Below are 23,206 nucleotides of genomic sequence, written 5' to 3' on the forward strand. Positions count from 1 at the left end.
TGCATGCCCCTGACTCGATGCGAGGGTTGAACATGAATACGCAAAAACAACTGGCCGTGGTGGTCGGAGCGACGGGCGCGTTCGGCCGGCAGATTGTGGCGCGGTTAAGCGCCAGTGACCTGGACGTGGTCGCCGTGGCACGCAGTGCTGACGCACTCGACGAACTGGTGGATTGCCATCCCGGGCTGATCGCCTGTGTGGCCGACATCGCCAGCGATAGCGCGGTGGCGAGCCTGCGCGCTGCGCTGGACCGGCCGGTGCGCATGATTGTGCACGGGCCTGGCGTGGCGGTCGTCGGCGGTATTCTCGATGCGCCCACCGCCGCGCTGGTGGAGGCGGTGAATATCAAGGTCGGCGGGCTGTTGCGCCTGGTGCGTGCTGTGGATGAGCGCCTGGTGAAAGGCTCGCGGTTGGTGGCCATCGGCGGTCACTACGGCTTTGAACCCACCGCCTATGCCGCCGCTGCCGGGGTGGCCAATGCGGCGCTGATGAACGCCGTGCGCCAACTGAGCCTGGCCTATGGCGAACGCGGTATTACCGCGCACCTGATCGCCCCAGGGCCGGCAGACACCGAGCGCTTGCACCGGGTAGCGGCAGACCGTGCCCGGCAGCGCGGTATCAGTGCCGAAGCGGTGCTGCGCGAGATGTACGCAGAGTCGTCCCTCGGCGCCTTGACCACGCCAGCCCAAGTGGCCTGGGCCGTGAACCTGTTGCTCGCGCCCGAGGCCGATGCCATGACCGGCTCCAGCCTGATGCTCGATTCCGGGCGGCGTCGCGGCCTGCCTTGAGCGAGCTGCACATCGACCTGCCAGCGCATAAAACCAACAATAATTCAGCGAGATCGCCCCTATGCCTGTCGTGAACTTTCACCTGGTGGACGGCCATTGCAGCACCGAGCAAAAAGCCTGCTTGCTCAAGGACGCCTCACAGCTCTACAGCCTGGTGCTGCGCTCACCCATCGACCGCGTCAGGGCCTTTATCACCCTGCACGCAGCGACCGAGTGTGCGGTGGCCGGCGAAGTGGTCGAGGCCGGTGGGCGGCATGCACCGTTCTTTGAGTTCTTCGTGCTCGAAGGTCGCCCGCTGGATGAACGCCAGGCGCTGATGCGCGGCTTCACCGACCTGCTCAGCGCGACTCTCGCGGTGGAGCGGTGCCTGATACGCGGTCGCTGCATCCGTGTCGATCCGCAGGATTGGTGCATTGGCGGGCGCGATGCCGCTGAGTTACGCAAACAGGAAATCCTTGACCGTGCAGCGCAAGCGGGCGGTGCCGAATGAACACAGGCGCGCTAGCGGTCGAAGCTGCGCTGGGACGTGAGCGTGTGTGATGAAGTACCAGATCGTAATTGCAGATACCGGCGAGCAGTATCCCTGTGATGAACGTGAGTCCGTTTTGGAAGGTATGGCGCGACTGGGGCGGCGGGGCATTCCGCTCGGTTGCCGGGGTGGCGGTTGCGGGGTATGTAAGGTACGCATTCTCAGCGGCGAGTATGTCGCCAAGGTGATGAGCCGCGCCCATGTCAGTGCGGCCGACCTGTCCGATGGCATCGTGCTGGCCTGCCGTGTTTTACCCGGCAGTGACTTATCGGTCGAGGTCACCGGCAAGATGAAAAAGACCATTGGTAATCCGAAATGAACAGTACATTTTTCCTGGCGCTCAATGAACTAATCGAACAGGCCCGTCGCGTCATTATTATCTGGGGGCATCGGTGGGGGCATCCTTTTTAAGGACCCGAAATTTGCCCCCAATTATGCCCCCATGAGTCGTGGAATCCATTGGATTTAGACAGGGCTGCAGTGGACTGAAATTACCAAAAGCAGTTGTTATAGAACAGTTTTATGGAATCTACCGGAACTTCATTACAAACTATCGGGATCCCCAAAAAACATCTGAATCCGCGACCGCAACCAACGCTCACCCGGATCATTGTCCTGCGAGCCCCGCCATGCCATGTGCAACTCGAACGAGCGCACCGGCAGTGGCGGATCCTCGGCGCGCAAGCCGCCCGCTGCGGTCAGGGCCTCGGCGGCGTAGTCCGGCACGATGGCGACGATGTCGGTCCCCGCAAGCAGGGTGCCCAGGCCGTTAAACTGTGGCACGGCCAACACTACGTGGCGTTTGCGGTCGAGCTTTTCGAGTTCTTCATCGATAAACCCGCTCAAGTCCCCGGCGAACGACACCAGCGCGTGAGGGCGGGCGCAGAAGTCGTCCAGGCTGAGGGCGCCGGGCACGCTGTCGGCGCGTAGCAGTTTTGGCAGGCTGCGACGCAGCACCTTGCGCTTGGCGTTGGCCGGCAGGTCGGCGGTGTAGCTGACGCCGATGGAAATTTCGCCGGAGGCCAGCAGGCCCGGCATCAGGATGTAATTGACACGGCGTACTACGAGCACGATGCCGGGGGCTTCGGCGCGCAGGCGTTTGAGCAATTGGGGGAGCAGGGCGAACTCGACGTCGTCCGACAGGCCGATGCGGAACACGGCGGTGCTGGTGGCCGGGTCGAATTCGGCGGCGCGGCTGACGGCGGTGGAAATCGAGTCCAGGGCCGGGGACAGCAGGGCGAAAATTTCCACGGCGCGGGCCGATGGCTCCATGCTGCGCCCGGTGCGCACAAACAGCGGGTCATCGAAAAGACCGCGCAGGCGCGATAACGCCGCGCTGATGGCCGGCTGGCCGAGGAACAATTTCTCGGCGGCACGGGTCACGCTGCGCTCATGCATCAAGGTTTCGAATACGATCAAGAGGTTAAGGTCGACACGACGCAGGTCGTTACGGTTCATCTTGTGTCCTGGATGAGTCTGTAAACTAGACGAGAGCGGCCATACGTGATCCCTATGATCTCCATGCTCGGAGCATGACCGGCATGAATCTTACGGGGAAAGGCTGGTACTCTGCACCGGCTAATTGAGTTTTCCTACGATAGTTGAGGTCTATTCCTCGGTCGCGGAATCAATGACAGACATGTCGACTATTAATGGCGACCGGTAGTCTTACCGGGAAAGCCCAGATAGAGTTCAGGGCAATAGAGGTTACTTTGACGAGGTTTGCGATGTCCCGCACGATCCGTTTTCACAAGTTTGGTCCGGCTGAGGTGCTCAAGTGCGAAGAGCATGCAGCCGCGCAGCCCGCACCGGGCGAAGTGCAGGTGCGTGTCGAGGCAATTGGCATCAGTTGGTACGACATTTTGTGGCGTCAGAACCTGGCGTCTTCCCACGCACGTTTGCCGTCCGGCCTTGGCCATGAGATGGCGGGGGTCGTTGTGGCCCTGGGCGATGGCGTGGATGACTTGGCAGTGGGCGATAAAGTCGCCAGTTTCCCTGCCGAGAGCCCCAATGATTACCCGGTGTATGGCGAACAGATCGTCTTGCCCCGTTCGGCGTTGACCCGTTATCCGGATGTCTTGAGCCCGATCGAAGCCAGCGTGCATTACACGCCGCTGTTGATTGCGTATTTTGCGTATGTGGACTTGGCGCGGGTCAAACCCGGCCAGTTTGCCTTGGTGACCGACGCCAGCCACTGCGCCGGTCCATCCTTTGTGCAACTGGGCAAGGCCTTGGGCGTGCGGGTGATCGCGGCGACCAAGGACAGCGCGGAGCGCGAGTATCTGCTGTCCCTCGGGGCGGAAAAGGTCATCGTCACCGAAGAGCAGGACCTGCTCATGCAAATCAACAAGTTCACCGACAGCCGCGGCGTCGACGTGGTGTTCGATGGCTTGGGCGGCCCGCAGATGTCGTTACTCGGCGATGTGTTGGCTCCGCGTGGCAGCCTGGTGCTGTATGGCTTGCAAGGTGGCAACCAGACCCCATTCCCGGCCTGTGCGGCGTTCCAGAAGAATATTCAGTTTTTTGTGCATTGCATCGGCAACTTCACCGGCAAACCGGAACTGGGCATCGTCCAGGACCAAGTGGCATTGCAACGCGCATTGCGCGATATCAACCAACTGACCGCCGATGGTGTGCTGGTCCCGCTGAAAACCAGAGTGTTTCCATTCAGCCAGTTCGTCGAAGCGCACCGTTACATGGACGAATGCCCGTGCCGCGAGCGCGTCGCATTGCAGGTTGAGGCTGTTTGAGCTGTAGGAGTATTCGCAAATGAATACTCAGGCGTCTGAACGGGTGGGGCAAATGCGCCATTTGTCAGGGCTTAACCCACGCAGGGTTTAAGCCGCCGTTAGGGCGCCAGGCCCCGCAAAATACGAGGTTTGCCCCCGATGCCGCGCTGAATTCCAGCGCGGCATCTCTGTGTGTGCGTAATCAACGGCTCGCTCAATTGCCATCTGAACTGGTTTCTTGCGGCGTTCTGTATCTGTTAATCATTATGCCAGTGCCGATAATCGAGCCTTCACTGTCATCTCAAGGATTGAGCAATGATTGAATGTCTGATTTTTCGGCCTGATACATATGAAATTAAATTATCGCGATGCATACCTGGACGACAGGGTGATGGCGCAGGGAAAGATAATTCCAATTTATTGAAGTTTAATTCCTTAAATTGGATCTTTCCTTTATGTCGGATGCATCCTTAGTTTCCCGCTCAAATCGGTGTAGGACGTTGTCGGAACGTTCCTAGGGTTGCCTGGGTGCCCTGGCGCAAGGGTCTCGAGGAGAGACGGCGCGAAGGGTACACAATTGGCGTTCCCTGTCGATTTGTTACAGCGTGCTAAGGTTTATTTATCGTCACCCTTGAGCGGTGAACGACATTCCTACGCATCTAATGGGTCGAGCAAATAATCTCGGCAGTTACTTGGAACTGATATTTCAACTCAGGTAGTAGAACTATGAGCGCAACTCACGAACAAGCCATGAACTATGTTTATCAGCAAGTTCTGCAACGTTTGGTCGGGCACTTTACGCGCGCCGAACGTACCGCACTTCAACTATTGATCCAGCGAATTGTCGTCGCTGCCGGCGGCATGGAACAAATAGGTAATTACAAAGTGTTGGTTGCCCATGGGGGCGGCGAGGTCAGCAGCTACACCCTGGCGCTGCTGCGTGCGGCGCAACTGACCATCGCCGGCCGTGCGCCCAGGACCTTTCACCTGCGCGTGGCGACTTTACGGCATGTCGGCATGACCCAGGCCACGCTGGACAGCCTCCAGCGCGGCTATAGCACACTGTTTTTCCATGACGATCCGCGGGTTGAGTTGCTGATGGTGGAAAACCAGGAAGTGCAGCCGTTCAACCACCTGCGCGCGGCCTCAAGCGCAGGCAGAGAGGTCAGCCAGCGCAATATGTTGATGGTGGGGCACCTCACCTCCGGGGATATTCGTGCGACGCTGTGTACCGATACCTACCTGTCCCTGGGGGATTTCTACCAGCGTGTCACCTCCTGGAACGGTGGTGTGCATGCGTTGGTCAGCGGTGACTCGCCACGCAAGCAGAGCCAGTACCTGGCGTGGTTGAAAAGCGCGGCCCAAGCGGCCGGCATCAACACTCCGCCCGGTAAGCCGGCGTCGCTCACCGGGTTGTTCGCACGTATGGAGGAATGGAGTAACGGCTGTTATCAAAGCCTCTATGGCGAGCAATACGTTGCACATGAGAGTCCTGGCCGGGGTGGGCATCGCCATTTGTCCTATATAGGCATCGCCGACCTGCTTAACAACGTAGATGTTGCTTCGACCCCTCTGCTCACTGACTTCCTGGGCTATGTACCCGACCCATTTGGTTTTCAGTTCAGCCATCCTGCTTACCCCAACCCGTTACTGATGGCTCACCTGCGGGGGTTGCAGGCCGAGTGCCTGCGCGAACTGTCCTACGAGGACGGCGTGGCGGGTTTTGTAAGGCAAGCAATGGACTACATGTGCCGCCAGCAAATTCCTGAACATCTGATCGCAGGGGCGGGCAGTGAGGACGGGCGCGCGCTGTCGACTACCTACGCCCAAGCGTTCTTTGGCCTGGAGGAGGGCCCGTTGACCTGTCTGCTGTTTTCGCCCTTTATCCATCATGGTGAGCGGTTGGAGGGTTACCTGCGTCAATGCCATCCCGGCATGCTGGTGGTGCTCCCCGAGCTGCACAAGGCGCTCCAGGGCAAGCCGGCTACCGAGATGCTGCACCAGTGGGCAATCGACGCCAGCGGCTTGCCGCTGTCATTGCTCCAGCACCTCTACCGCAAGCGCCCGCTGGAGGTTGAGCGTGGCGCCGACGCGCGCAAGCGCCGCGCCGCACGCCTGCTGACCAACGCCGAGGCGCGTGCGTTTCAGTTGTTCGGGCGCTAGTCGGGTGCGCCAGGATGTGTGTCCAGGTGGGCAGCCATGAACCTGCGAGGTGAACGGCAGACGGATTTCGCCTATCAGGCGGTGTACCGCTACATGATCAACTTGATCAACGAAGTCAGCCTGGACATGCCCGTCAAACTGCCCTCTTTGCGCCAGTTATCGACGCGCTTGAACGTGTCGATCTCGACGATTCAATACGCGTACTCGCTGCTGGAAAAGGAAGGACGGGTGTATTCGGTAGCCAAATCGGGCTATTTCGCCTGGCCCGTGGCCGCCAATCCGCAGATGGCGGCAGGTGCCGATCTGCTGGAGCGCTTGTACACGGCGGCGCGGCGGCCCGGAATGGTCGTACTCAGCGGTGATGAACCGGCGCTGCTGGGTGCGCTGGACGGCGCCTTGCTGATGCTCGAACGCCAACTGGTGCGCCGGCACCCACGTCAGTTGCAACCCTGGTCGCAGCCTTGCGGCGTGTGGGAGCTGCGCACGGCGTTGGCGGCGCGTTACACCTCATCGCCGACCCGCTGCTGGCAGGCCGATGACGTCTATATCGGTGCTGATCTGCGCGGCGTATTGGAAATTCTCATTGATGTGCTGGGGCTCCGGGGCGCCACGGTGATGGTCGAGTCTCCCTGCGACTGGTTAATACTGCGCCTATTGCAGGCTGTCGGCGTGCGCGTCATTGAGTTGCCCTGGCAGGTCGACGGCCGTCTGGATCTGGCGAGGTTCGAGCACCTGCTGCGCCATGAAGCCGTCCACCTGGTGCTGCTGTCATCGCTGGTAGGCATGCCTTCGGGCAGCGCCATGCTCAACCATGAGCGCCTGCGGGTGGCACAGTTGCTGGAAGAATATGGCTGCTGGCTGCTGGAGAATGACACCTTTGGCGAGTTGGGCTTTGCGCAGAACCATACGGCGCTGCGCAACCTGGTCAGCCCGGAACGGCTGATCGTGTTCTCGTCGTTCGAAAAAGTACTCGGCCCGGAAGCGCCGTTCGGTTACGTGCTGTCACGCCACCTGAGCAGTGAACTGCAGCGACAGTTTCTGCTGCGTTCATTTCGACTGTCGTCGATCCGCCAGCGCGCGATTGCCCACCTGTATCAAAGCGGGCGGCTGGATCAGCACCTGCAGACGCTGCGCCAGCGCCTGCGCGAGCAGGCCGAAGCCATGAGCCAGCGCCTGGATCAGCGCCTGGCAGGGCGGGTGACTTACCGTATGCCGCTGGCCGGGGCGAGTTTCTGGTTGCACTCGTCGGCACCGGTGGACATGCGCCAGGTGTTCCAGCGCATGCTGGCGCAGCAGGTGGTGATTGCTCCGGGGGAGTTATTCAGCCTCAGTGGCCTGCATCATCAGCAGCTACGGCTGAGCCACGCGTTCAACGGGCACCCGAACCTGGACGCGGCATTGGATGCGCTGGCGCAAGCCTTGCTGCAGGCGCAGACCGCCTAGCGTGTGAAAAATCTCTTGTTGGCGTGGGATCGATAACATCGCGCGGTAGTCCAACTCTCAGTAAACTGTCATTTTTTCCGAATCCTTCTTTCCGAGGTTTATGCATGACAATCAGTCCTTTTGCGGGCAAACCGGCGCCAGCCCAGTTGCTGGTAGATATCCCGCGACTGGTCACGGCCTATTACACCGGCCAGCCTGATGCAGCGATCTCCACCCAGCGTGTCGCCTTTGGGACTTCCGGGCACCGTGGCAGCTCGTTCGAACTGAGCTTCAACGAATGGCATGTGCTCGCCATCAGCCAGGCCATCTGCCTGTACCGCGAAGCCCAAGGCATCGACGGGCCGTTGTTTGTCGGCCTCGACACCCATGCGTTGTCGACGCCCGCAGGAGCCAGCGCGCTGGAAGTGCTGGCGGCCAATGGTGTGCATGTGATGCTCGCCGAGGGCGATGAATACACGCCAACCCCGGCCATTTCCCACGCCATCATCTGCTATAACCGCGGTCGCACCAGCGGCCTGGCCGACGGCATTGTCATCACACCGTCGCATAACCCGCCACAAAGCGGTGGCTACAAGTACAACCCACCCAATGGCGGCCCGGCCGATACCCACGTCACCAAGTGGATCGAGGCCAAGGCCAACGAACTGCTGGCCAATCGACTGGCTGGGGTTAAACGCATCACTCACGCCCAGGCGCTCAAGGCCGATACCACCCATCGCCATGATTACCTCAACCGCTATGTGGCCGACCTGATCAATGTGATCGACATGGACGCGATTCGCAGCGCCGACCTGCGCCTGGGCGTCGATCCACTGGGCGGAGCAGGGGTGCGCTACTGGTCGGCGATTGCCGAGCACTATCGTTTGAACCTGGACGTGGTCAACACCGAGGTCGATCCTACTTTCCGTTTCATGAGCGTCGACTGGGATGGTCAGATTCGCATGGACCCATCGTCCAGCTACGCGATGCAAGGGTTGATCGGCCTCAAGGAACGTTTTGACGTGGCCTTCGCCTGCGACCCGGACCACGATCGCCACGGCATTGTCACCCCGTCCGGCGGCCTGTTGGCGCCGAACAATTACCTGGCGGTGTCCATCGACTACCTGTTCCAGAACCGTCCCGACTGGCGCGCCGATGCGGCCGTGGGCAAGACCGTGGTCAGCAGCGGCTTGATCGATCGCGTCGCGGCGCGTATTGGGCGGCGCCTGTACGAAGTGCCGGTCGGCTTCAAGTGGTTTGCCGACGGCCTGTTCGACGGTTCGCTGGGTTTTGGCGGTGAAGAAAGCGCTGGCGCCTCGTTCCTGCGCAAGGACGGCACCGTGTGGAGTACCGACAAGGACGGTTTGATCCCGGCGTTGCTCGCGGCAGAAATGACCTCGCGCAAAGGCCAGGACCCAAGCCAGATCTACCGTGGCCTGACCGACGCCTTGGGCGAACCGTTCGCCATTCGCGTCGACGCCAAGGCCACTCCGGCGCAGAAGGCCCTGTTGGGCAAGCTGTCGCCGGAACAGGTGACATCCACCGAACTGGCCGGGGAGCGCATCCAGCAGATCCTCAGCCATGCGCCGGGCAATAACCAGGCGATCGGCGGCTTGAAAGTCATGACTGAAAACGGCTGGTTCGCCGCGCGGCCATCGGGCACCGAGGATATCTACAAGATCTACGCCGAGAGCTTCATCGGTGAAGATCACCTCAAGCAGTTGGTAGAAGAAGCGCAGGTATTGGTAGACGGTGCAATCAGCGCTAACTGATACACCTGCGTCAATGTAGGAGCGGGTAAGCCCGCTCCTACATCTCGCCTCGACATCAGGCCAGGTCGACCAGCACGATCTCGCTGTCTTCTATCGCGGTCACGCGCAGCAGTTGTTCATCTTCCACCGCGACACCGTCTCGAGCGTGCGCGAGCAAGCCATTGACCTCAATCACTCCCGTCGCCGGCACCAGATAAGCACGACGCCCGCTGTCCAGGCGGTATTCGGCACTTTCCCCGGCTTTCAGGTTGGCGGCTACCAGGCGCGCATCCGCACGAATGCGCAGGCTCTCGCTGTCACCGGCCTTGCCACTGGCCAGTGTCACAAAGCCCTCGCGGTCACCTTTCGGAAACGGCTTGGCGCCCCACGACGGCGGCAGGCCGGCCTCGCTGGGGATGATCCAGATCTGGAAAATCTTGCTGGGGATGGCTTCCAGGTTGTATTCGCTGTGGGCAATCCCGGTGCCGGCGCTCATGACCTGCACGTCACCCGCCTCGGTGCGGCCCTTGTTACCGAGGTTGTCGGCGTGGCTGATGGCGCCTTCGCGCACATACGTGATGATTTCCATGTCGCGGTGCGGGTGCTGGGGAAACCCGGTGCCGGGCGCGATGATGTCATCGTTCCAGACCCGCAGGTTGCCCCAGTGCATGCGCTTGGGGTCGTGGTACTCGGCGAATGAAAAGTGATGATGGGCGTCAAGCCAGCCATGATGGGCGCCGCCCAGGGCGGTGAAAGGTCGTAATTCGAGCATGATCGTCTCCCGTTGATGGCACTCATCATCTAACAGCGCATGATCGATAAAAAGCGTAAAAATTGCCTTATTCCTATCGATTTATTGGATTTGTTTCGGGCGCTTTGACTTTCACTTCATCGCCTAACTGCATGACGGCAAAGCAATTGGCTGGAACTGCGCGGCGATTCCGGCGACCATGGCGCACTCGTCAACACCCAGCTCATCGCAGGAGTCCGCGTGCCGCAACAACAGCCTGATCTGCCCCCTGAATTGCGCCCCCTGGCCGAAATGCCGTGGTTGAAGCGGCTCGCCGCCCGATTGTTCGGGCATGGTCTGACCCGCTTGCGCGCGCAGCACCGGTTCTCCTGGCTGCATGGGCAGGCCGATGGTTTTCGCAGTGGGCACGAGGCGGGCGTTGAGTACGGCTATCGCGAGGGCAAGGCCGACGGCATCGAGGAAGGCCGGCAAGTCCTGCTGATTCGCGACTTTCGCCCGCAAGAGCACCGTGCGCCTGGGGTGGATGACAGCCTGTTCGATGATTGGCGGCTGCCGCTGACGGCCGATCTGAAAAAGCGTATCAAAGCCGATGTGGCGCGCTTGCTGCCGGCCCACGCCCAGCCCAGCGCCGCGCAATGGAAGATGATCTTCAGCGACACGCCGTCGACTTCAGTGATAGCCGGTGCTGGCGCGGGCAAATCCACCTCGCTGGTGTTGCGTATCCTGCTGCTTACCCATTACCTGGGCTTCGAGCTGAGCTCGATGACCGTGGTGACGTTCACCCGTGAGTCGCGCAAGGACTTCATCAACAAGCTAATGGAAATACTTAGCTTGTGGGGGCAACCCATTGATATCAAACAAGCCCAGACCGTAGTTCGGACCTTTCACTCGCGTATCCTGCCGATGGTGCGCAGCCTACCGGGCTTCGAGCGGTTGCAGGCGTTCGAGAACCTCGGCGCAGGTTTCGAGGATGCGGACAGCAACCCGTTCGACCTGCGCCTCAATGAGGCACAGCGCCAGCAGATGAACGCCTGCTACCACCGGCTGCACGGCCAGCATGCGCGCTTTCGCGAACTGATTGCACCGCTGGCGCGCCATGGCATGCAGCTCAAGGAGCTGGAGCGTGATCACCCGGACGTGCAGAAGCGCATGGCGGTGACGGAACTGGCCGCCAAGCGCGATGAAGAACTGTGTGACGTGCTTGAAGACCTGTGGTTTCGTGCGGGTGCCTGGCCCATCAAGGGGATTGAGCCGAGTCGCCAGACCGTGGAGATCAATGGCGCGCAGTTTCATTGCCATGGCTATATTCCCGAGCTGGATGCCTGGGTCGTGCTGGGCTTCGATTCACGGGAAAACGCCCAGGTCAGCCGCCCCAATGCCAAGCTGTCGGTACGTGCGGAATGGGCGGTAAAGCGCACCTTGTTTCAAGCATTCTGTCGTAAGCCTTTGATATGGTTGGATAGTTATGAGTCATCTAAGCGTCTTTTGAGCAGCCTGGCCGGTGACGCCAGCGCAGGGCCGGGGTTCGATTACAAGGTCAAAGGCGAGCTGGCGTCGGCGCCGTTGCTGGACTGCTTTGTCATGGCCGCGGGCTTCATCGAGAATCTCGGTCTGGATGTGCCCGGCGCCGTGGGCCAGATGAGCTTCGCCAAGGACGATCCGGACCGCTACTTCTTCGAGGCCCTGAGCATTTTCTGGAAAGCCCTGGAAGACCATCTGCTCGACCAGTCGCCGCCGATCATGACCTACAACCGCATGTTCTCGCTATTTGGCGAAAACACCCCGGAAAACCTCAAGTTGCTCAGCGACCCCCTGTTGCGGCCGTTGTCACACCTGATGATCGATGAGTTCCAGGACGTCTCGCCGCAGATTGTGTCCTGGCTGCGCGCCAGTCTGCGTGAAATCCGCAGCCGTGGGCCTGCGATGCATGTAGGGCGCGGCGCCCAGCATTCGTCACTGCTGTGCGTGGGGGATGACTGGCAGTCGATCTATGGCTGGCGCGGCAGTTCGCCGAAGTATTTCATGGAGTTCAACAAGGAATTTGCGTCACCGAGTACCACCCGCGTCATGCTCGGCGAGAACTACCGCAGCCATCAGCACATCATCGATGCCGCCGAACACATTGTGCGCGCAGCGCCGGCGATCCCCGGCAAGAAGGCCAAGGCCTGCGGCGCACCCAAGGCGTTGGTGCCCGTTACGGTGTTGGAACGCGACGATGCGGCGCTGGGTCGTCGACTGCAGGAACACTATGAAAAGGGCGATTCGGTGTTAATGCTTTATCGAAAAAGTAGCGATAAGTTATTGATTAAAGAGCATATTCAATCAGTTATTAATGTTGATTCTAGCTTGCCGCCGGCAGTGCGCAGGCTGAAACAACTGACCTATCACAGCGCCAAAGGCCTGCAGGCGGATGCGGTTTTCCTGCTTGGGGATTGCCAGCATGTCACCCGTTCGCCTTACAAGAACCAGGTGTACCGGATGGCGGGCCTGGGCAAGGCTGGCGACACTGAACCGTATGACAACGCGCAAAAAGACGAAGTGCTGCGCCTGGCCTATGTCGGCATTACCCGCGCCATAAGCCATTGCTACTGGTATGTGGAAAAGCCCGAGGGCCAGGCTGTGAATGTACCGAAGGCATCGGAACGGGTAGACGCCAAGAAAGCGTTTTTTGACGATCAGCGCTAAGCACTGCCTGGCACAGGCCCTATGAAGGGGCTTGCCCGCAATAGCGGTGCATCAGTCGATAGACCGCTCGACTGGCGCACCGCTGGTCGTGTTCAAGCCCTTAACAAATGCGGCGGCACAAAACACTCCAGCTCCGCTTCCACCGCTTCGATGATGCGCTCTACATCGGTAGCATTCATCACGGTGGCGCAGGGGATGCCAGCGATGGCGATCAGCGTCTCGCCGCTGGCGCGGTCGAACAGACGCGCGACCATACTGCCGGGAGCGTCCATGCTCCCTTCGAAGCCCATGGGATGGAAATGCCAGCGCATCAGCTGGCAGGCGTTGGGGAATGTCACTTTGTTCATGTTGCCCACCTTGTTCATTGAGCGCTTCCTTTAGCTCGCGGCAGGGGGCCATGACCGTCACCGGTCACAGCGAGTGAGAGTGTAAAAATAGCATTCGTTCATAAATGCAAGGGCAGTTTTTTCACCCCGTTCGGCGGTTCTTTTCCTATAGCTTGACGTGTGTCATGTCTTGCTAAAGGCTTGGCAAAAGGCCATTAGTCAGAAGTTGCCGTCGGCCATTGATGGCAGCGCTGAAATTCGGCAACCTCCACCTTTTACCCGTCGTAGAGCCATGCATGCCCCACACCGCCGCGGACGATGATTGCCAGCACACCCACGCCACGCGCGAGCTAGTGACGCGCCACCACCTGTGCTGGCGTCATCGCGACCTGGATGGCGTGATGTCTTACTACCATCCGCACATCCAGTACCACGACTTCTTCCAGAACCGCGTCGTCGGCTACGCCGAGCTGCGCGAGTACCTGCAAGCCAGCATGCCGCGCGGGCCCGACGAGGCCATCGAGCACATGGACCGCATTCGCGCCGATGGCGACACCGCGTTCATCCAGTACCGCATCACCCTGCGCGGCGGGCAGGGCCTGGTGTCGTTCCGTACCAGTGAGGCCATCACCGTGCGCGACGGGCTGATCTGGCGGGTCAACGAATATGCGTCACTGGTGCATGAGCACAGCCCCCAAACCACGCGCCCGAGCGTCAGCCGCCTGGGCCTGTCGCCCCAGCAACTGGGGCATATGGCCAACGACCTGCAGCACTACTTCCAGCAGCAACAACCCTACCTGGACCCGGAGTTGGACCTGCAACGGGTTGCCAAGGAGTGCGGTTACAGTCGCAATCAGATTTCCTACTTGCTCAATCAAGTCCTCGGGCAAACCTTCTATCGCTATGTCAATCAGGCTCGGCTCGTGCATTTGCTGGCTGCGCTGGATAAAGCCAGGCCGCCCATACGCGTGGACGACTTGGCCTATGCGGCGGGGTTCAATTCGTTATCGGCGTTTTATAGCGCTTTTCGCCAGCACACCGGCCTGACGCCGAAGGCTTACATTAAAGTGCGCTTTGAGGGCGAGTCGGCTAGATCAACTGGCAATAAAAAAGATGTGGGTTAAACCTGTCATGTTCGACAGGTTTTTCATTCGCGGATTCGTAGTGTAATGCCCAGGCATCTTTTCTTTCAGTTGGAGTGCCGCTATGTCTAAGCACAATAAATCCGCCCACCCGAACGGTCCAGAGAGTGAAGGCCGCATGGACGGAATCATTAACATCGACGGAACGGGTCACACCTTTCAAGCGGACCGTGTGTATATGGATGAGCAAGACGGTGCGCTGAGGTTTTTCGGTGCCCGAACCGTTGACGAGAACCCGGATAAATTCGAAGCGGTTCAAGTGCAACTCACACCGCCCACCATTTCGACGGGTACATACCAGGTGGGCGGGGAGAGTGTTAAAGATGTTATTTACGTCGACCATCAAACCGGTAACAGCTATCCCGCTCACACAGGCAAGGTATCGCTCACCAGGAGCATCCCTCTTAAACGGTTATTCGGGGACGTGAGTTGTGAGCTCAGTGTTGACGGTCGAACGACTATCGTAAACGTCCAATACGCCTTCAAGGGGTGAGATAAATAGTCGGCCCCGCAGCCTCTGCTCGCGTCGGTTAGCGCTAATCATTTGGCGTTGACGGGGCAGCAGGTTGCGCCAACATTTCCCTGCGTGCACGCGCGCAAGACAGCCCCTGACATCCCGCTCTAGGATCCAGCCTATCGAAACGAGGTAGGGGAACCTGGCATGCCGGCATGGCGCACTATCAGTTTATGGATGGACCAGTTGGACGACCCGCTGCTGGCGCGGCCGTCTCTGGAGCACGACCTGGACGTCAACGTGGCCATCATCGGCGCCGGTTACACCGGTCTGTGGACCGCGTATTACCTCAAACGCCAGGCGCCCGAGCTGAACATTGCCATCATCGAGGCGCAAACCGCCGGTTTCGGCGCGTCCGGGCGCAATGGCGGCTGGTTGATGGGCAACCTGTTGGGGGAAGACCGTTTACTCGCCGGCCTCACGCCCGAGCAGCGGCGTGCTTCGTTTGACCTGCTGCACGGCATTCCCGACGAAGTGGCGCAGGTGCTGGCCCGCGAAGGCATCGACTGCGACTACCGCAAGGGCGGCGCCCTGTACTGCGCCGCGCGTTACCCCGAGCAGGAAAGCAGCCTGCGCCTTTATCTGGACAAGCTCTACGCCCAAGGCCTCACCGAGGCCGACTACCGCTGGCTGAACCCGCAACAACTGGCTGAGCAACTGCGAATCGCCAAGCCCTTTGGCGCGGTTTATGCGCCCCATGTGGCGACGATCAACCCAGCCAAGCTGGTCCGCGGCCTGGCGCGGGTGGTGGAACGCATGGGCGTCAAGATCTACGAAAATTCCCCCGTTACCCATTGGCAGTCCGGCCGCCTGCGCACTGCAAAGGCCGGCGTGCGTGCCGCCTGGGTAGTGCCGGCCGTCGAGGGTTACGCGACCACCTTGGCGCCGTTGGGTCGCTACCAACTGCCGGTGCAAAGCCTGATCGTCGCTACCGAGCCATTGCCCGCCAGCACCTGGGACGACATCGGCCTGAGGCATGGCCAGGCCTTCGGCGAAAGCAGTCGCCAGGTCACCTATGGCCAGCGCTCGGCCGACAACCGTCTGGTGTTCGGCGCCCGTGGCGGTTATCAGTTTGCCGGCAAATTGCGCCACGACTTCGATTTGACCGACAGCGAAGTGGCGCTGCGTCGTTACCTGTTCGGCGAGCTGTTCCCACAGTTGAAAAACGTGCGGATTACCCACTCCTGGGGCGGCAACCTCGGCATGTCGCGCCAGTTCCGGCCGCACATGCTCTGCCATCACGCCACCGGCATCGCGCTGTCCGGCGGCTACGGCGGGGAGGGCGTCGGTGCCACCAACCTGGGCGGCCGCACCCTGGCCGACCTGATCCTGGGCCAGGAGACGCCGTTGACCCATCAACCCTGGGTGATCCGCGAGCGTGGCCTGGAGGCGCTCAAGGCCTGGGAGCCGGAGCCGTGCCGCTGGCTGGGCTACAACGCGATCATTCGCAGTTTTGTCCATGAGGACCAGGTATTGGCCAACCCCAATACCGCGCCCTGGCGCCGCAAGTTGGCGATCGGCGTGGCCGGGTTCATGGAAAGTTTCATGCACTGAGCCGTTCCACTCACACAGGTAGCCCCATGAGCATCACTCAATTCAAAGACGCGCTGAATGCCCACCTGCCGGATTCGTCACCGGTCGCCGTGCCCCTGGGCGAGCCGATCGCCGTGGCGTCGACCTTGAGCGTCGAGCGCAGCGACGGCGTCGAAACCGGTATCTGGGCCTGTACCCCTGGCCGCTGGCGTCGACAGATCAAAGCCCAGGAGTTTTGCCACTTTATCCAGGGCCGCTGCACTTTCACCCCTGACGACGGTGAAATCGTCCACCTACAAGCTGGCGATGCACTGATGTTGCCGGCCAACAGCAGCGGAACCTGGGATATCCAGGAAACCGTGCGCAAGACCTATGTATTGATCCTGTAACGCTTTGATCCTTGATCGCCTGCCATAAAAACAGCCCTAAAACCGCCAGGAAATCGAACCATGAAAGCCATTGCCCTGTTGCCCTTGATGTTGGTGGCCGCTATCAGTCAGGCCGCCGAGACGGTGAAGATCTACAACTGGTCGAGCTACATTGCGCCGGACACCACGAAGAACTTCCAGAAACAAACCGGCATCGGTTTCAGCTACGACGTGTACGACAGCAACGAAACCCTCGATGGCAAGTTGATGACCGGTAACTCCGGCTATGACGTGGTGTTCCCCTCCAACCACTTCATGGCGCGGCAGATCCAGGGCGGCGCCCTGAAGAAGCTCGACAAGAGCCAATTGCCCAACTGGAAGAACCTCAACCCGGTGCTGCTCAAGGCCCTGGAAAACAACGACCCGGGCAACGCCCACGGCTTCCCGTACCTGTGGGGCAGCACCGGCATCGGCTACAACGTCGACAAGGTCAAGGCGGTGCTGGGCGATAACGCGCCTGTGAATTCCTGGGACCTGATCTTCAAGCCCGAATACATGCAAAAGCTCAGCAAATGCGGGGTGGCCATCCTCGACAATGGCCCGGAATTGTTGCCGATCGCTCTGAATTACCTGGGGCTGCCACCCCACAGCAAGAAGCCTGAGGACTACAAGAAAGCCGAGGCGCTGCTGATGAAAGTTCGCCCCTACGTGGCGTACTTTCATTCCTCGAAATACACCGGTGACCTGGCCAATGGCGACATCTGCGTGGCCGTCGGTTTCTCCGGCGACGTGCTGCAAGCCGAAAGCCGCGCCAAGGAAGCCAAGAATGGCGTGAACATCGGCTATCAGATCCCCAAGGAAGGTGCCGCGATCTGGTTCGACATGGTGGCCATGCCCGCCGACGCCCCGGACGAAAAGGCCGGGTATGCCTTCATGAATTACTTGCTGGAGCCCCAAGTGATGGCCGACATCACCAACTCCGTTCATTACGCCAACGGCAACAGTGCGGCGGACAGCCTGGTGGACCCGGCAATCAAGGCCGATACCAAGATCTACCCAAGCGCGGAAATGATGGGCAAGTTGTTCGCGCTGGAAGCGATGCCGCTGAATATCGACCGGGTTCGCACGCGGGTGTGGAACACCATTCGTACCGGGCGCTGAAGAACTGATGTGGGAGAGGGCTAGCCCCCTCCCACATTTGGATTTCAGGGGTTTTCCAGGTCATGCCCCAACGACTGGATAAACAACGAGAACAGCTCCGGCTGCGAAGAAATATCCAGCTTGGCGTACAGATGCCGGCGATGCACTTTGACCGTATCCGGCGAGATATTCAGGCGCTCGGCCATGGCCTTGGAGGAGAAACCGCGCAATACCAGGCGGGCGACTTCCAGCTCGCGGTCCGAGAGTACGCCGCAGCCGAAATGGCTCAATGCATCGCGAATCTGGCTGGCCATCGCCTGCGCTGCCGGTACACGCTGGGTGCTTTGCTGCCAATGCTGCTGCATCAACGGCAGCACCCACGCCGCCAAGGTGGTCAGCAGCCCGGTTTCTTCAGCACTGAAGCGCCGCTGCATGCCCAGTGACAGCGACAACGTGCCCGCGCCAGGTAGTTGCAGGATGAATTGCACCTCGTCTTCCAGCACGTTGTCGTGGAAGTAATTGAGGAAGTATTCGCTCTGGCGGAAATGGTCCGGCGCCACTTCCTCCAGGCGGTACACGCCGCTGGCATACTCTTCGCGACAGGCCTGGAAAAACGGGTCAAGCACGTACAGGCCGTTGAGGTACACCAGCATCGACGCCGGTTTGCTGCTGGGCTGGGCGTCGTATTCCTCCAGGGCCTGGGGCAGGCCGTCGAGCGGGTAGAAAATCGCCAGGGCGTTATCGAACGGCAGGCATTGGTGCAACAACAGCACCAGCTGTTTCCAGAATCGCTCGCTGCCGATCTGTGACAGGGTGCGCCCCAGCCCTGCATGCATGCCGACTTCCCTGAACAGGCTCATGTCACAGGTTCCCCTCATCAAAAGATCGGCCAAGGGTTCGGCTTTTGCCGGGTGTCGTCAAGGGGAGTACGCCAATAGGGGAATTGGCTGACAACAGCTCTGGCTTTAACTTCGCGATCATTGAGTGGGAAACATATCCCACGACTTTCAGACTTTTCGTTTCTGCCTCACACCAAAAACAACGACAGAGGATAACGATATGAGTGCTTCCCCCGCGCCTGACGGCGTGCTTAAGCCCACCCTGAGCGTCTTCGATGTGGTGGCCATTACCGTTTCGGCGGTGACGCCCGCCAGTTCGGTGTTCGTGATCGCCCCGTTCGCCATTCAACAGGCCGGCAGCGGCGTGTTCCTGGCCTTTGTCATGGCCGCCTTGCTCGCGCTGATGTTCGCCTTTTGCTACGCCGAACTGGGCCGCGCCCACAACAGCGCTGGCGGTGAATATGTGTATGCCAAGCGGGTATTCGGCGGCATGGCGGGCTATGCGACGTTCCTGACGGTACTGGTGATGTTGTTGTTTATCCCACCGGTACTGGCCACGGGCGCGGCGACCTACTTGAATAACGCCCTGGGCGCCCGGTTCGATGCCCAGACCGTTGCGCTGGTCATTGTGGTGTGCAGTTACGCCCTGGGCATCCTCAATATCAAGCTCAATGCCTGGATCACCGGCACTTGCCTGCTGCTGGAAGTGGCGGCCTTGCTGGTGATCGTGTTCCTCGGCTTCGGCCATCCGGTGCAGCCGGTCAGCGTGCTGTTTCAGCCGCAGATCGTCGAAAACGGCATGTTGCACCTGGCGCCCTGGGCCCTGGTGATCGGCGCGGTCGGCATCGGTCTGTTCTCCTTCAATGGCTACGGGCCGGCGGTGCTGCTGGCCGAAGACATGAAATGCGGCGGCAAGGGCGTACACAAAGCGGTGTTGTGGTCCCTGGGGCTGGTGGTGGTGATCGAACTGGTGCCGATCACGGCGCTGCTGATCGGCGCGCCGTCGCTGAGTGCGATGATCAGCAGCCCCGACCCCATCGGCTACCTGCTGACCAGCCATGGCAACGAAACCTTGTCACGCCTGGTCAGTGCCGGGATCTTCCTCTCGGTATTCAACGCCATCGTCGCCATCGTGATCCAGATCGGCCGCGTGGTGTTCAGCAGCGGCCGCGATGCGCTGTGGACGCCGACCATCAACAAACTGTTCACGCGCATTCACCCGCGCTGGGATTCGCCCTGGCTGGCGACGCTGTTCCTGGCGATCCCTTCGGCGCTGCTGAGTTTCAGCTCCAACCTGGCGGACCTCACCTCGTTCAGTGTGCTGCTGATCATGCTGGTGTACCTGATCGTGGCCTTGAGTGCGCTGATGAGCCGGGTGCTGCTGCGTGAGCGCGCACATCCGTATCGCATGCCCTTGAGGCCGCTGCCGGCATTGCTGGCGGTGCTGGGCGCCGGGTATCTGTTGATGACCTTGATCGCGGAGGCTTCGGTGCGCGACATCATGGTCATCATCGGCTTGCTGGCGCTGTCGGTGATTCTGTATTGCATCAGTGGCCGGTTGAGTCCGGCGTATCAGAAACTGTAAGGAGTGGTTATGCGCGCACGTCAATTGGGCATCACGTTGGGGCTGGGCACGCCCGGCGCGTTGAATGCCATCACCGATGTTCCCGGCGTTCGGGTCGGCCACAGCACGCTCAAGACCCGCGTCGACGGCAAACAGGTGTGTACCGGCGTCACAGTGGTCCAGCCGCGTGCCGGCGAGGCGCGGCAGCAGCCGTGCTTTGCCGGGTATCACGTGCTCAACGGCAATGGTGACGCCACTGGCCTGGAGTGGATCAGCGAAGCAGGGCTGTTGACCACACCACTGGCGATCACCAACACCCACAGCCTCGGCATTGTGCGCGACACCCTGATTGCCCTGGAGCGCGAGCGTCTGGCGGACCCGGCCGTGTACTGGTGCATGCCGGTGGTGATGGAAACCTACGATGGCCTGCTGAACGATATCTGGGGCCAGCACGTCAAGCCTGCGCATGTGCGCGAGGCGCTGGACCACGCCGAAAGTGGCCCGGTGCAGGAAGGCTCGGTGGGCGGCGGCACCGGGATGATCTGCCATGAATTCAAGGGCGGCATCGGCACCGCGTCGCGCCGGTTGCCGGCGGAGCAGGGCGGCTGGACGGTCGGCGTGCTGGTGCAGGCCAACCATGGCAAGCGCCAGGAACTGCGGGTCGACGGCTACCCGGTGGGCCGGCAGTTGATGGCGATTCCATCGCCGTTCGCCGAGCGGGGCACGCCGGGCATGGGCTCGATCGTGGTGATCCTGGCCACCGACGCGCCGTTGCTGCCCCATCAATGCCGGCGCCTGGCGCAACGCGCGTCTATCGGCATTGCGCGCACCGGCGGCGGCACCGAGGACTCCAGCGGCGACCTGTTCCTGGCCTTCGCCACCGGCAATCAGGCGCTGCCCCCGGTGGACTATGGGCGCAAGGACCTGGCGTTCAGCAGCGCGGTGCAGATGGTCAATAACGATCATATGTCCCCGCTGTTCCTCGCCGCGGCGGAGGCGGTGGAGGAGGCGATCGTCAACGCCATGCTGGCCGGTGAGAGCATGACCACCGACGACGGGGTGCGAGTGCCGGGTCTGGACGGCGAAACACTGTTGCAGGCATTGCGCGAGATGGGCTGGAACAGCTGCCGATAATCCGGTGTATTTATAAAGATGCTGGCTCTTTAATGCGGCGAATGACACCGTGACAATATATTGGATCCATCTAAACAAGTGCGCCGCTCAAGTTGAGCGGCTTTACCGCTATTTAATATTTAAATAACAGCGCGGCGGTTTTTGTCGGACAAAAGCAACTAACCCCCTACAAACATTGCGCGCGACTTGCTTAAATTGCTGGCTTGTCGGTTTTCACTGCGTAAATAGATGTAGACGAAAGATTTCAAGTTGTGTCAGTTTCGTGACGCCTTCAAAAGAGGCGAGTGATAGGACGATCTCGCCAGCGAGGTTCCTATCGACCCAAGACTGATGCACTTGCACACAAGGAAGTACGTTTATGTCAAAAGTAAAAGACCAGGCTATTGTATCTGCCGCGCAAGCCAGCACTGCGTATACGCAAATTGATAGTTTCAGTCATTTATACGACCGTGGCGGCAACCTCACGATCAATGGCAAACCCTCTTATTCCGTTGACCAGGCGGCCACTCAACTGCTGCGCGATGGCGCTGCTTACCGGGACTTTGACGGCAACGGCAAGATCGACCTGACCTACACCTTCCTGACCTCGGCCTCCTCGAGCACGCTGAACAAGCATGGCATCTCGGGCTTCAGCCAGTTCAACAGCCAGCAGAAAGCCCAGGCCGCACTGGCCATGCAATCCTGGTCGGATGTCGCCAACGTCGCCTTCACCGAGAAGGCCAGCGGCGGCGATGGGCATATGACCTTCGGCAACTACAGCGGCGGCCAGGACGGCGCGGCGGCCTTCGCCTACCTGCCCGGCACCGGCGCGGGCTACGACGGCACCTCGTGGTACCTGACCAACAGCAGCTACACGCCCAACAAGACCCCGGACCTGAACAACTACGGCCGGCAGACCCTGACCCACGAGATCGGCCATACCCTGGGCCTGGCTCACCCTGGCGATTACAACGCCGGGAATGGCAACCCGACCTACAACGATGCGACCTATGGACAGGACACGCGCGGCTACAGCCTCATGAGTTACTGGAGTGAGAGCAACACCAATCAGAACTTCAGCAAGGGCGGGGTCGAGGCCTACGCCTCCGGGCCATTGATCGACGATATCGCGGCGATCCAGAAGCTCTACGGCGCCAACTACGCCACCCGCGCCGGTGACACCACCTACGGTTTCAACTCCAACACCGGGCGTGATTTCCTCAGCGCAACTTCCAACGCCGACAAGCTGGTGTTTTCGGTCTGGGACGGCGGTGGCAATGACTCCCTGGACTTCTCCGGTTTCACCCAGAACCAGAAGATCAACCTCAATGAGACCTCGTTCTCCGACGTTGGCGGCCTGGTGGGCAATGTGTCCATCGCCAAGGGCGTCACCGTGGAAAACGCCTTTGGCGGTGCGGGCAACGATCTGATCATCGGCAACAATGCCGCCAACCTGATCAAGGGCGGGGCCGGCAACGACCTCATCTACGGCGCTGGCGGGGCGGACCAACTGTGGGGCGGCGCCGGTAACGACACCTTTGTGTTCGGTGCCAGTTCCGATTCCAAGCCAGGGGCGGCGGACAAGATCTTTGACTTCACCAGCGGCTCCGACAAGATCGACCTGAGCGGCATCACCCAAGGCGCGGGCCTGAGCTTCGTCAACGCGTTCACCGGGCATGCCGGCGACGCGGTATTGAGCTATGCCTCGGGCACCCACCTGGGTACCTTGGCCGTGGACTTCTCCGGGCACGGCGTGGCGGATTTCCTCGTCACCACCGTGGGCCAGGCCGCTGTCAGCGACATCGTGGCCTGATGCACGAGCGCGGCGTTTCGGCGCCGCGCTTCCGGG

Annotated in this window: 20 protein-coding genes; 16 read left to right on the forward strand and 4 right to left on the reverse strand. The window is 60.5% G+C overall.

The genetic code is table 11. From position 1 onward, the window contains the following. The first annotated feature begins 32 nt into the window (after positions 1-32). The 3 genes from J2Y83_RS12780 (at position 33) to J2Y83_RS12790 (ending at position 1,636) form a co-directional block, all read left to right on the forward strand. A complete protein-coding gene (locus tag J2Y83_RS12780) occupies positions 33-788 on the forward strand; it encodes an SDR family oxidoreductase (protein ID WP_253395689.1) in 756 nt (251 codons plus the stop codon). A gap of 61 nt (positions 789-849) precedes the next feature. Then, positions 850-1,278, forward strand: a complete 429-nt coding sequence (locus J2Y83_RS12785) for a tautomerase family protein (RefSeq protein ID WP_253395690.1) — start codon at positions 850-852, stop codon at positions 1,276-1,278. Positions 1,279-1,327: 49 nt separating this feature from the next. After that, on the forward strand, positions 1,328-1,636 hold the full coding sequence (locus J2Y83_RS12790; protein ID WP_253395691.1) for a 2Fe-2S iron-sulfur cluster-binding protein: 309 nt from the start codon (positions 1,328-1,330) through the stop codon (positions 1,634-1,636). A gap of 224 nt (positions 1,637-1,860) precedes the next feature. Here the strand turns inward: J2Y83_RS12790 and J2Y83_RS12795 are convergent, their stop codons facing one another. Continuing rightward, positions 1,861-2,775 carry a LysR substrate-binding domain-containing protein gene (locus J2Y83_RS12795; RefSeq protein ID WP_253395692.1) on the reverse strand — a complete coding sequence of 305 codons (915 nt, stop codon included), beginning with the start codon at positions 2,773-2,775 and terminating at the stop codon, positions 1,861-1,863. Positions 2,776-3,044: 269 nt separating this feature from the next. Here J2Y83_RS12795 and J2Y83_RS12800 point away from each other — a divergent pair, with 269 nt between their 5' ends. The 4 genes from J2Y83_RS12800 (at position 3,045) to pgm (ending at position 9,403) form a co-directional block, all read left to right on the forward strand. Further along, positions 3,045-4,067 (forward strand): zinc-dependent alcohol dehydrogenase family protein, encoded by a 1,023-nt coding sequence (locus J2Y83_RS12800; protein WP_253395693.1) that lies wholly within the window; start codon positions 3,045-3,047, stop codon positions 4,065-4,067. Positions 4,068-4,772: 705 nt separating this feature from the next. Further along, complete coding sequence (locus tag J2Y83_RS12805) at positions 4,773-6,209, forward strand: hypothetical protein (protein WP_253395694.1); 1,437 nt, start codon at positions 4,773-4,775, stop codon at positions 6,207-6,209. A 36-nt stretch (positions 6,210-6,245) separates the two neighbouring features. Then, positions 6,246-7,652 (forward strand): PLP-dependent aminotransferase family protein, encoded by a 1,407-nt coding sequence (locus tag J2Y83_RS12810; protein ID WP_253395695.1) that lies wholly within the window; start codon positions 6,246-6,248, stop codon positions 7,650-7,652. 104 nt (positions 7,653-7,756) lie between these two features. Beyond that, entirely contained in the window at positions 7,757-9,403 is a 1,647-nt protein-coding gene (pgm, locus tag J2Y83_RS12815) for a phosphoglucomutase (alpha-D-glucose-1,6-bisphosphate-dependent) (RefSeq protein ID WP_253395697.1), read from the forward strand. A gap of 55 nt (positions 9,404-9,458) precedes the next feature. Here pgm and J2Y83_RS12820 read toward each other — a convergent pair whose 3' ends face one another. Then, the gene (locus J2Y83_RS12820; RefSeq protein WP_253395699.1) at positions 9,459-10,154 is read right to left on the reverse strand and encodes a pirin family protein; all 696 of its coding nucleotides are present in this window, start codon (positions 10,152-10,154) and stop codon (positions 9,459-9,461) included. Positions 10,155-10,373: 219 nt separating this feature from the next. Here J2Y83_RS12820 and J2Y83_RS12825 point away from each other — a divergent pair, with 219 nt between their 5' ends. Continuing rightward, positions 10,374-12,818 (forward strand): UvrD-helicase domain-containing protein, encoded by a 2,445-nt coding sequence (locus J2Y83_RS12825; protein WP_253395701.1) that lies wholly within the window; start codon positions 10,374-10,376, stop codon positions 12,816-12,818. A gap of 92 nt (positions 12,819-12,910) precedes the next feature. Here the strand turns inward: J2Y83_RS12825 and J2Y83_RS12830 are convergent, their stop codons facing one another. After that, on the reverse strand, positions 12,911-13,183 hold the full coding sequence (locus J2Y83_RS12830; protein WP_017845703.1) for a DUF1652 domain-containing protein: 273 nt from the start codon (positions 13,181-13,183) through the stop codon (positions 12,911-12,913). Positions 13,184-13,440: 257 nt separating this feature from the next. Here J2Y83_RS12830 and J2Y83_RS12835 point away from each other — a divergent pair, with 257 nt between their 5' ends. The 5 genes from J2Y83_RS12835 to J2Y83_RS12855 all read left to right on the forward strand — a co-directional run bounded on the left by J2Y83_RS12835 (position 13,441) and on the right by J2Y83_RS12855 (position 17,862). Further along, positions 13,441-14,268 (forward strand): helix-turn-helix transcriptional regulator, encoded by an 828-nt coding sequence (locus J2Y83_RS12835; RefSeq protein WP_253395702.1) that lies wholly within the window; start codon positions 13,441-13,443, stop codon positions 14,266-14,268. A gap of 82 nt (positions 14,269-14,350) precedes the next feature. Then, a complete protein-coding gene (locus tag J2Y83_RS12840) occupies positions 14,351-14,779 on the forward strand; it encodes a hypothetical protein (RefSeq protein WP_253395703.1) in 429 nt (142 codons plus the stop codon). Positions 14,780-14,947: 168 nt separating this feature from the next. Beyond that, on the forward strand, positions 14,948-16,354 hold the full coding sequence (locus J2Y83_RS12845; RefSeq protein ID WP_253395704.1) for an NAD(P)/FAD-dependent oxidoreductase: 1,407 nt from the start codon (positions 14,948-14,950) through the stop codon (positions 16,352-16,354). 26 nt (positions 16,355-16,380) lie between these two features. Then, positions 16,381-16,722 carry a cupin domain-containing protein gene (locus tag J2Y83_RS12850; RefSeq protein ID WP_046383344.1) on the forward strand — a complete coding sequence of 114 codons (342 nt, stop codon included), beginning with the start codon at positions 16,381-16,383 and terminating at the stop codon, positions 16,720-16,722. Positions 16,723-16,782: 60 nt separating this feature from the next. Next, positions 16,783-17,862 carry a polyamine ABC transporter substrate-binding protein gene (locus J2Y83_RS12855; protein ID WP_017845708.1) on the forward strand — a complete coding sequence of 360 codons (1,080 nt, stop codon included), beginning with the start codon at positions 16,783-16,785 and terminating at the stop codon, positions 17,860-17,862. A gap of 44 nt (positions 17,863-17,906) precedes the next feature. Here J2Y83_RS12855 and J2Y83_RS12860 read toward each other — a convergent pair whose 3' ends face one another. Continuing rightward, positions 17,907-18,701, reverse strand: a complete 795-nt coding sequence (locus J2Y83_RS12860) for a helix-turn-helix transcriptional regulator (protein ID WP_253395707.1) — start codon at positions 18,699-18,701, stop codon at positions 17,907-17,909. 199 nt (positions 18,702-18,900) lie between these two features. Between J2Y83_RS12860 and J2Y83_RS12865 the strand changes: the two genes are divergently transcribed. The 3 genes from J2Y83_RS12865 (at position 18,901) to J2Y83_RS12875 (ending at position 23,170) form a co-directional block, all read left to right on the forward strand. Then, a complete protein-coding gene (locus J2Y83_RS12865) occupies positions 18,901-20,265 on the forward strand; it encodes an APC family permease (protein ID WP_253395709.1) in 1,365 nt (454 codons plus the stop codon). 9 nt (positions 20,266-20,274) lie between these two features. Further along, on the forward strand, positions 20,275-21,378 hold the full coding sequence (locus tag J2Y83_RS12870; RefSeq protein ID WP_253395711.1) for a DmpA family aminopeptidase: 1,104 nt from the start codon (positions 20,275-20,277) through the stop codon (positions 21,376-21,378). Positions 21,379-21,736: 358 nt separating this feature from the next. Beyond that, positions 21,737-23,170 carry a serralysin family metalloprotease gene (locus J2Y83_RS12875; RefSeq protein WP_253395713.1) on the forward strand — a complete coding sequence of 478 codons (1,434 nt, stop codon included), beginning with the start codon at positions 21,737-21,739 and terminating at the stop codon, positions 23,168-23,170. Positions 23,171-23,206 lie beyond the last annotated feature (36 nt).

The sequence above is a fragment of the Pseudomonas marginalis genome (assembly GCF_024169655.1).
In the GTDB taxonomy this organism is placed as follows: Bacteria; Pseudomonadota; Gammaproteobacteria; order Pseudomonadales; family Pseudomonadaceae; genus Aquipseudomonas; species Aquipseudomonas paraveronii.

What these genes read in the sequence shown, in the direction of transcription:
- J2Y83_RS12780 (WP_253395689.1), top strand. Translation starts at nt 33, where the DNA reads ATGAATACGCAAAAACAACTGGCCGTGGTGGTCGGAGCGACGGGCGCG.
- J2Y83_RS12785 (WP_253395690.1), top strand. Translation starts at nt 850, where the DNA reads ATGCCTGTCGTGAACTTTCACCTGGTGGACGGCCATTGCAGCACCGAG.
- J2Y83_RS12790 (WP_253395691.1), top strand. Translation starts at nt 1,328, where the DNA reads ATGAAGTACCAGATCGTAATTGCAGATACCGGCGAGCAGTATCCCTGT.
- J2Y83_RS12795 (WP_253395692.1), bottom strand. Translation starts at nt 2,775, where the DNA reads ATGAACCGTAACGACCTGCGTCGTGTCGACCTTAACCTCTTGATCGTA.
- J2Y83_RS12800 (WP_253395693.1), top strand. Translation starts at nt 3,045, where the DNA reads ATGTCCCGCACGATCCGTTTTCACAAGTTTGGTCCGGCTGAGGTGCTC.
- J2Y83_RS12805 (WP_253395694.1), top strand. Translation starts at nt 4,773, where the DNA reads ATGAGCGCAACTCACGAACAAGCCATGAACTATGTTTATCAGCAAGTT.
- J2Y83_RS12810 (WP_253395695.1), top strand. Translation starts at nt 6,246, where the DNA reads ATGAACCTGCGAGGTGAACGGCAGACGGATTTCGCCTATCAGGCGGTG.
- pgm (WP_253395697.1), top strand. Translation starts at nt 7,757, where the DNA reads ATGACAATCAGTCCTTTTGCGGGCAAACCGGCGCCAGCCCAGTTGCTG.
- J2Y83_RS12820 (WP_253395699.1), bottom strand. Translation starts at nt 10,154, where the DNA reads ATGCTCGAATTACGACCTTTCACCGCCCTGGGCGGCGCCCATCATGGC.
- J2Y83_RS12830 (WP_017845703.1), bottom strand. Translation starts at nt 13,183, where the DNA reads ATGAACAAGGTGGGCAACATGAACAAAGTGACATTCCCCAACGCCTGC.
- J2Y83_RS12835 (WP_253395702.1), top strand. Translation starts at nt 13,441, where the DNA reads ATGCCCCACACCGCCGCGGACGATGATTGCCAGCACACCCACGCCACG.
- J2Y83_RS12840 (WP_253395703.1), top strand. Translation starts at nt 14,351, where the DNA reads ATGTCTAAGCACAATAAATCCGCCCACCCGAACGGTCCAGAGAGTGAA.
- J2Y83_RS12845 (WP_253395704.1), top strand. Translation starts at nt 14,948, where the DNA reads ATGCCGGCATGGCGCACTATCAGTTTATGGATGGACCAGTTGGACGAC.
- J2Y83_RS12850 (WP_046383344.1), top strand. Translation starts at nt 16,381, where the DNA reads ATGAGCATCACTCAATTCAAAGACGCGCTGAATGCCCACCTGCCGGAT.
- J2Y83_RS12855 (WP_017845708.1), top strand. Translation starts at nt 16,783, where the DNA reads ATGAAAGCCATTGCCCTGTTGCCCTTGATGTTGGTGGCCGCTATCAGT.
- J2Y83_RS12860 (WP_253395707.1), bottom strand. Translation starts at nt 18,701, where the DNA reads ATGAGCCTGTTCAGGGAAGTCGGCATGCATGCAGGGCTGGGGCGCACC.
- J2Y83_RS12865 (WP_253395709.1), top strand. Translation starts at nt 18,901, where the DNA reads ATGAGTGCTTCCCCCGCGCCTGACGGCGTGCTTAAGCCCACCCTGAGC.
- J2Y83_RS12870 (WP_253395711.1), top strand. Translation starts at nt 20,275, where the DNA reads ATGCGCGCACGTCAATTGGGCATCACGTTGGGGCTGGGCACGCCCGGC.
- J2Y83_RS12875 (WP_253395713.1), top strand. Translation starts at nt 21,737, where the DNA reads ATGTCAAAAGTAAAAGACCAGGCTATTGTATCTGCCGCGCAAGCCAGC.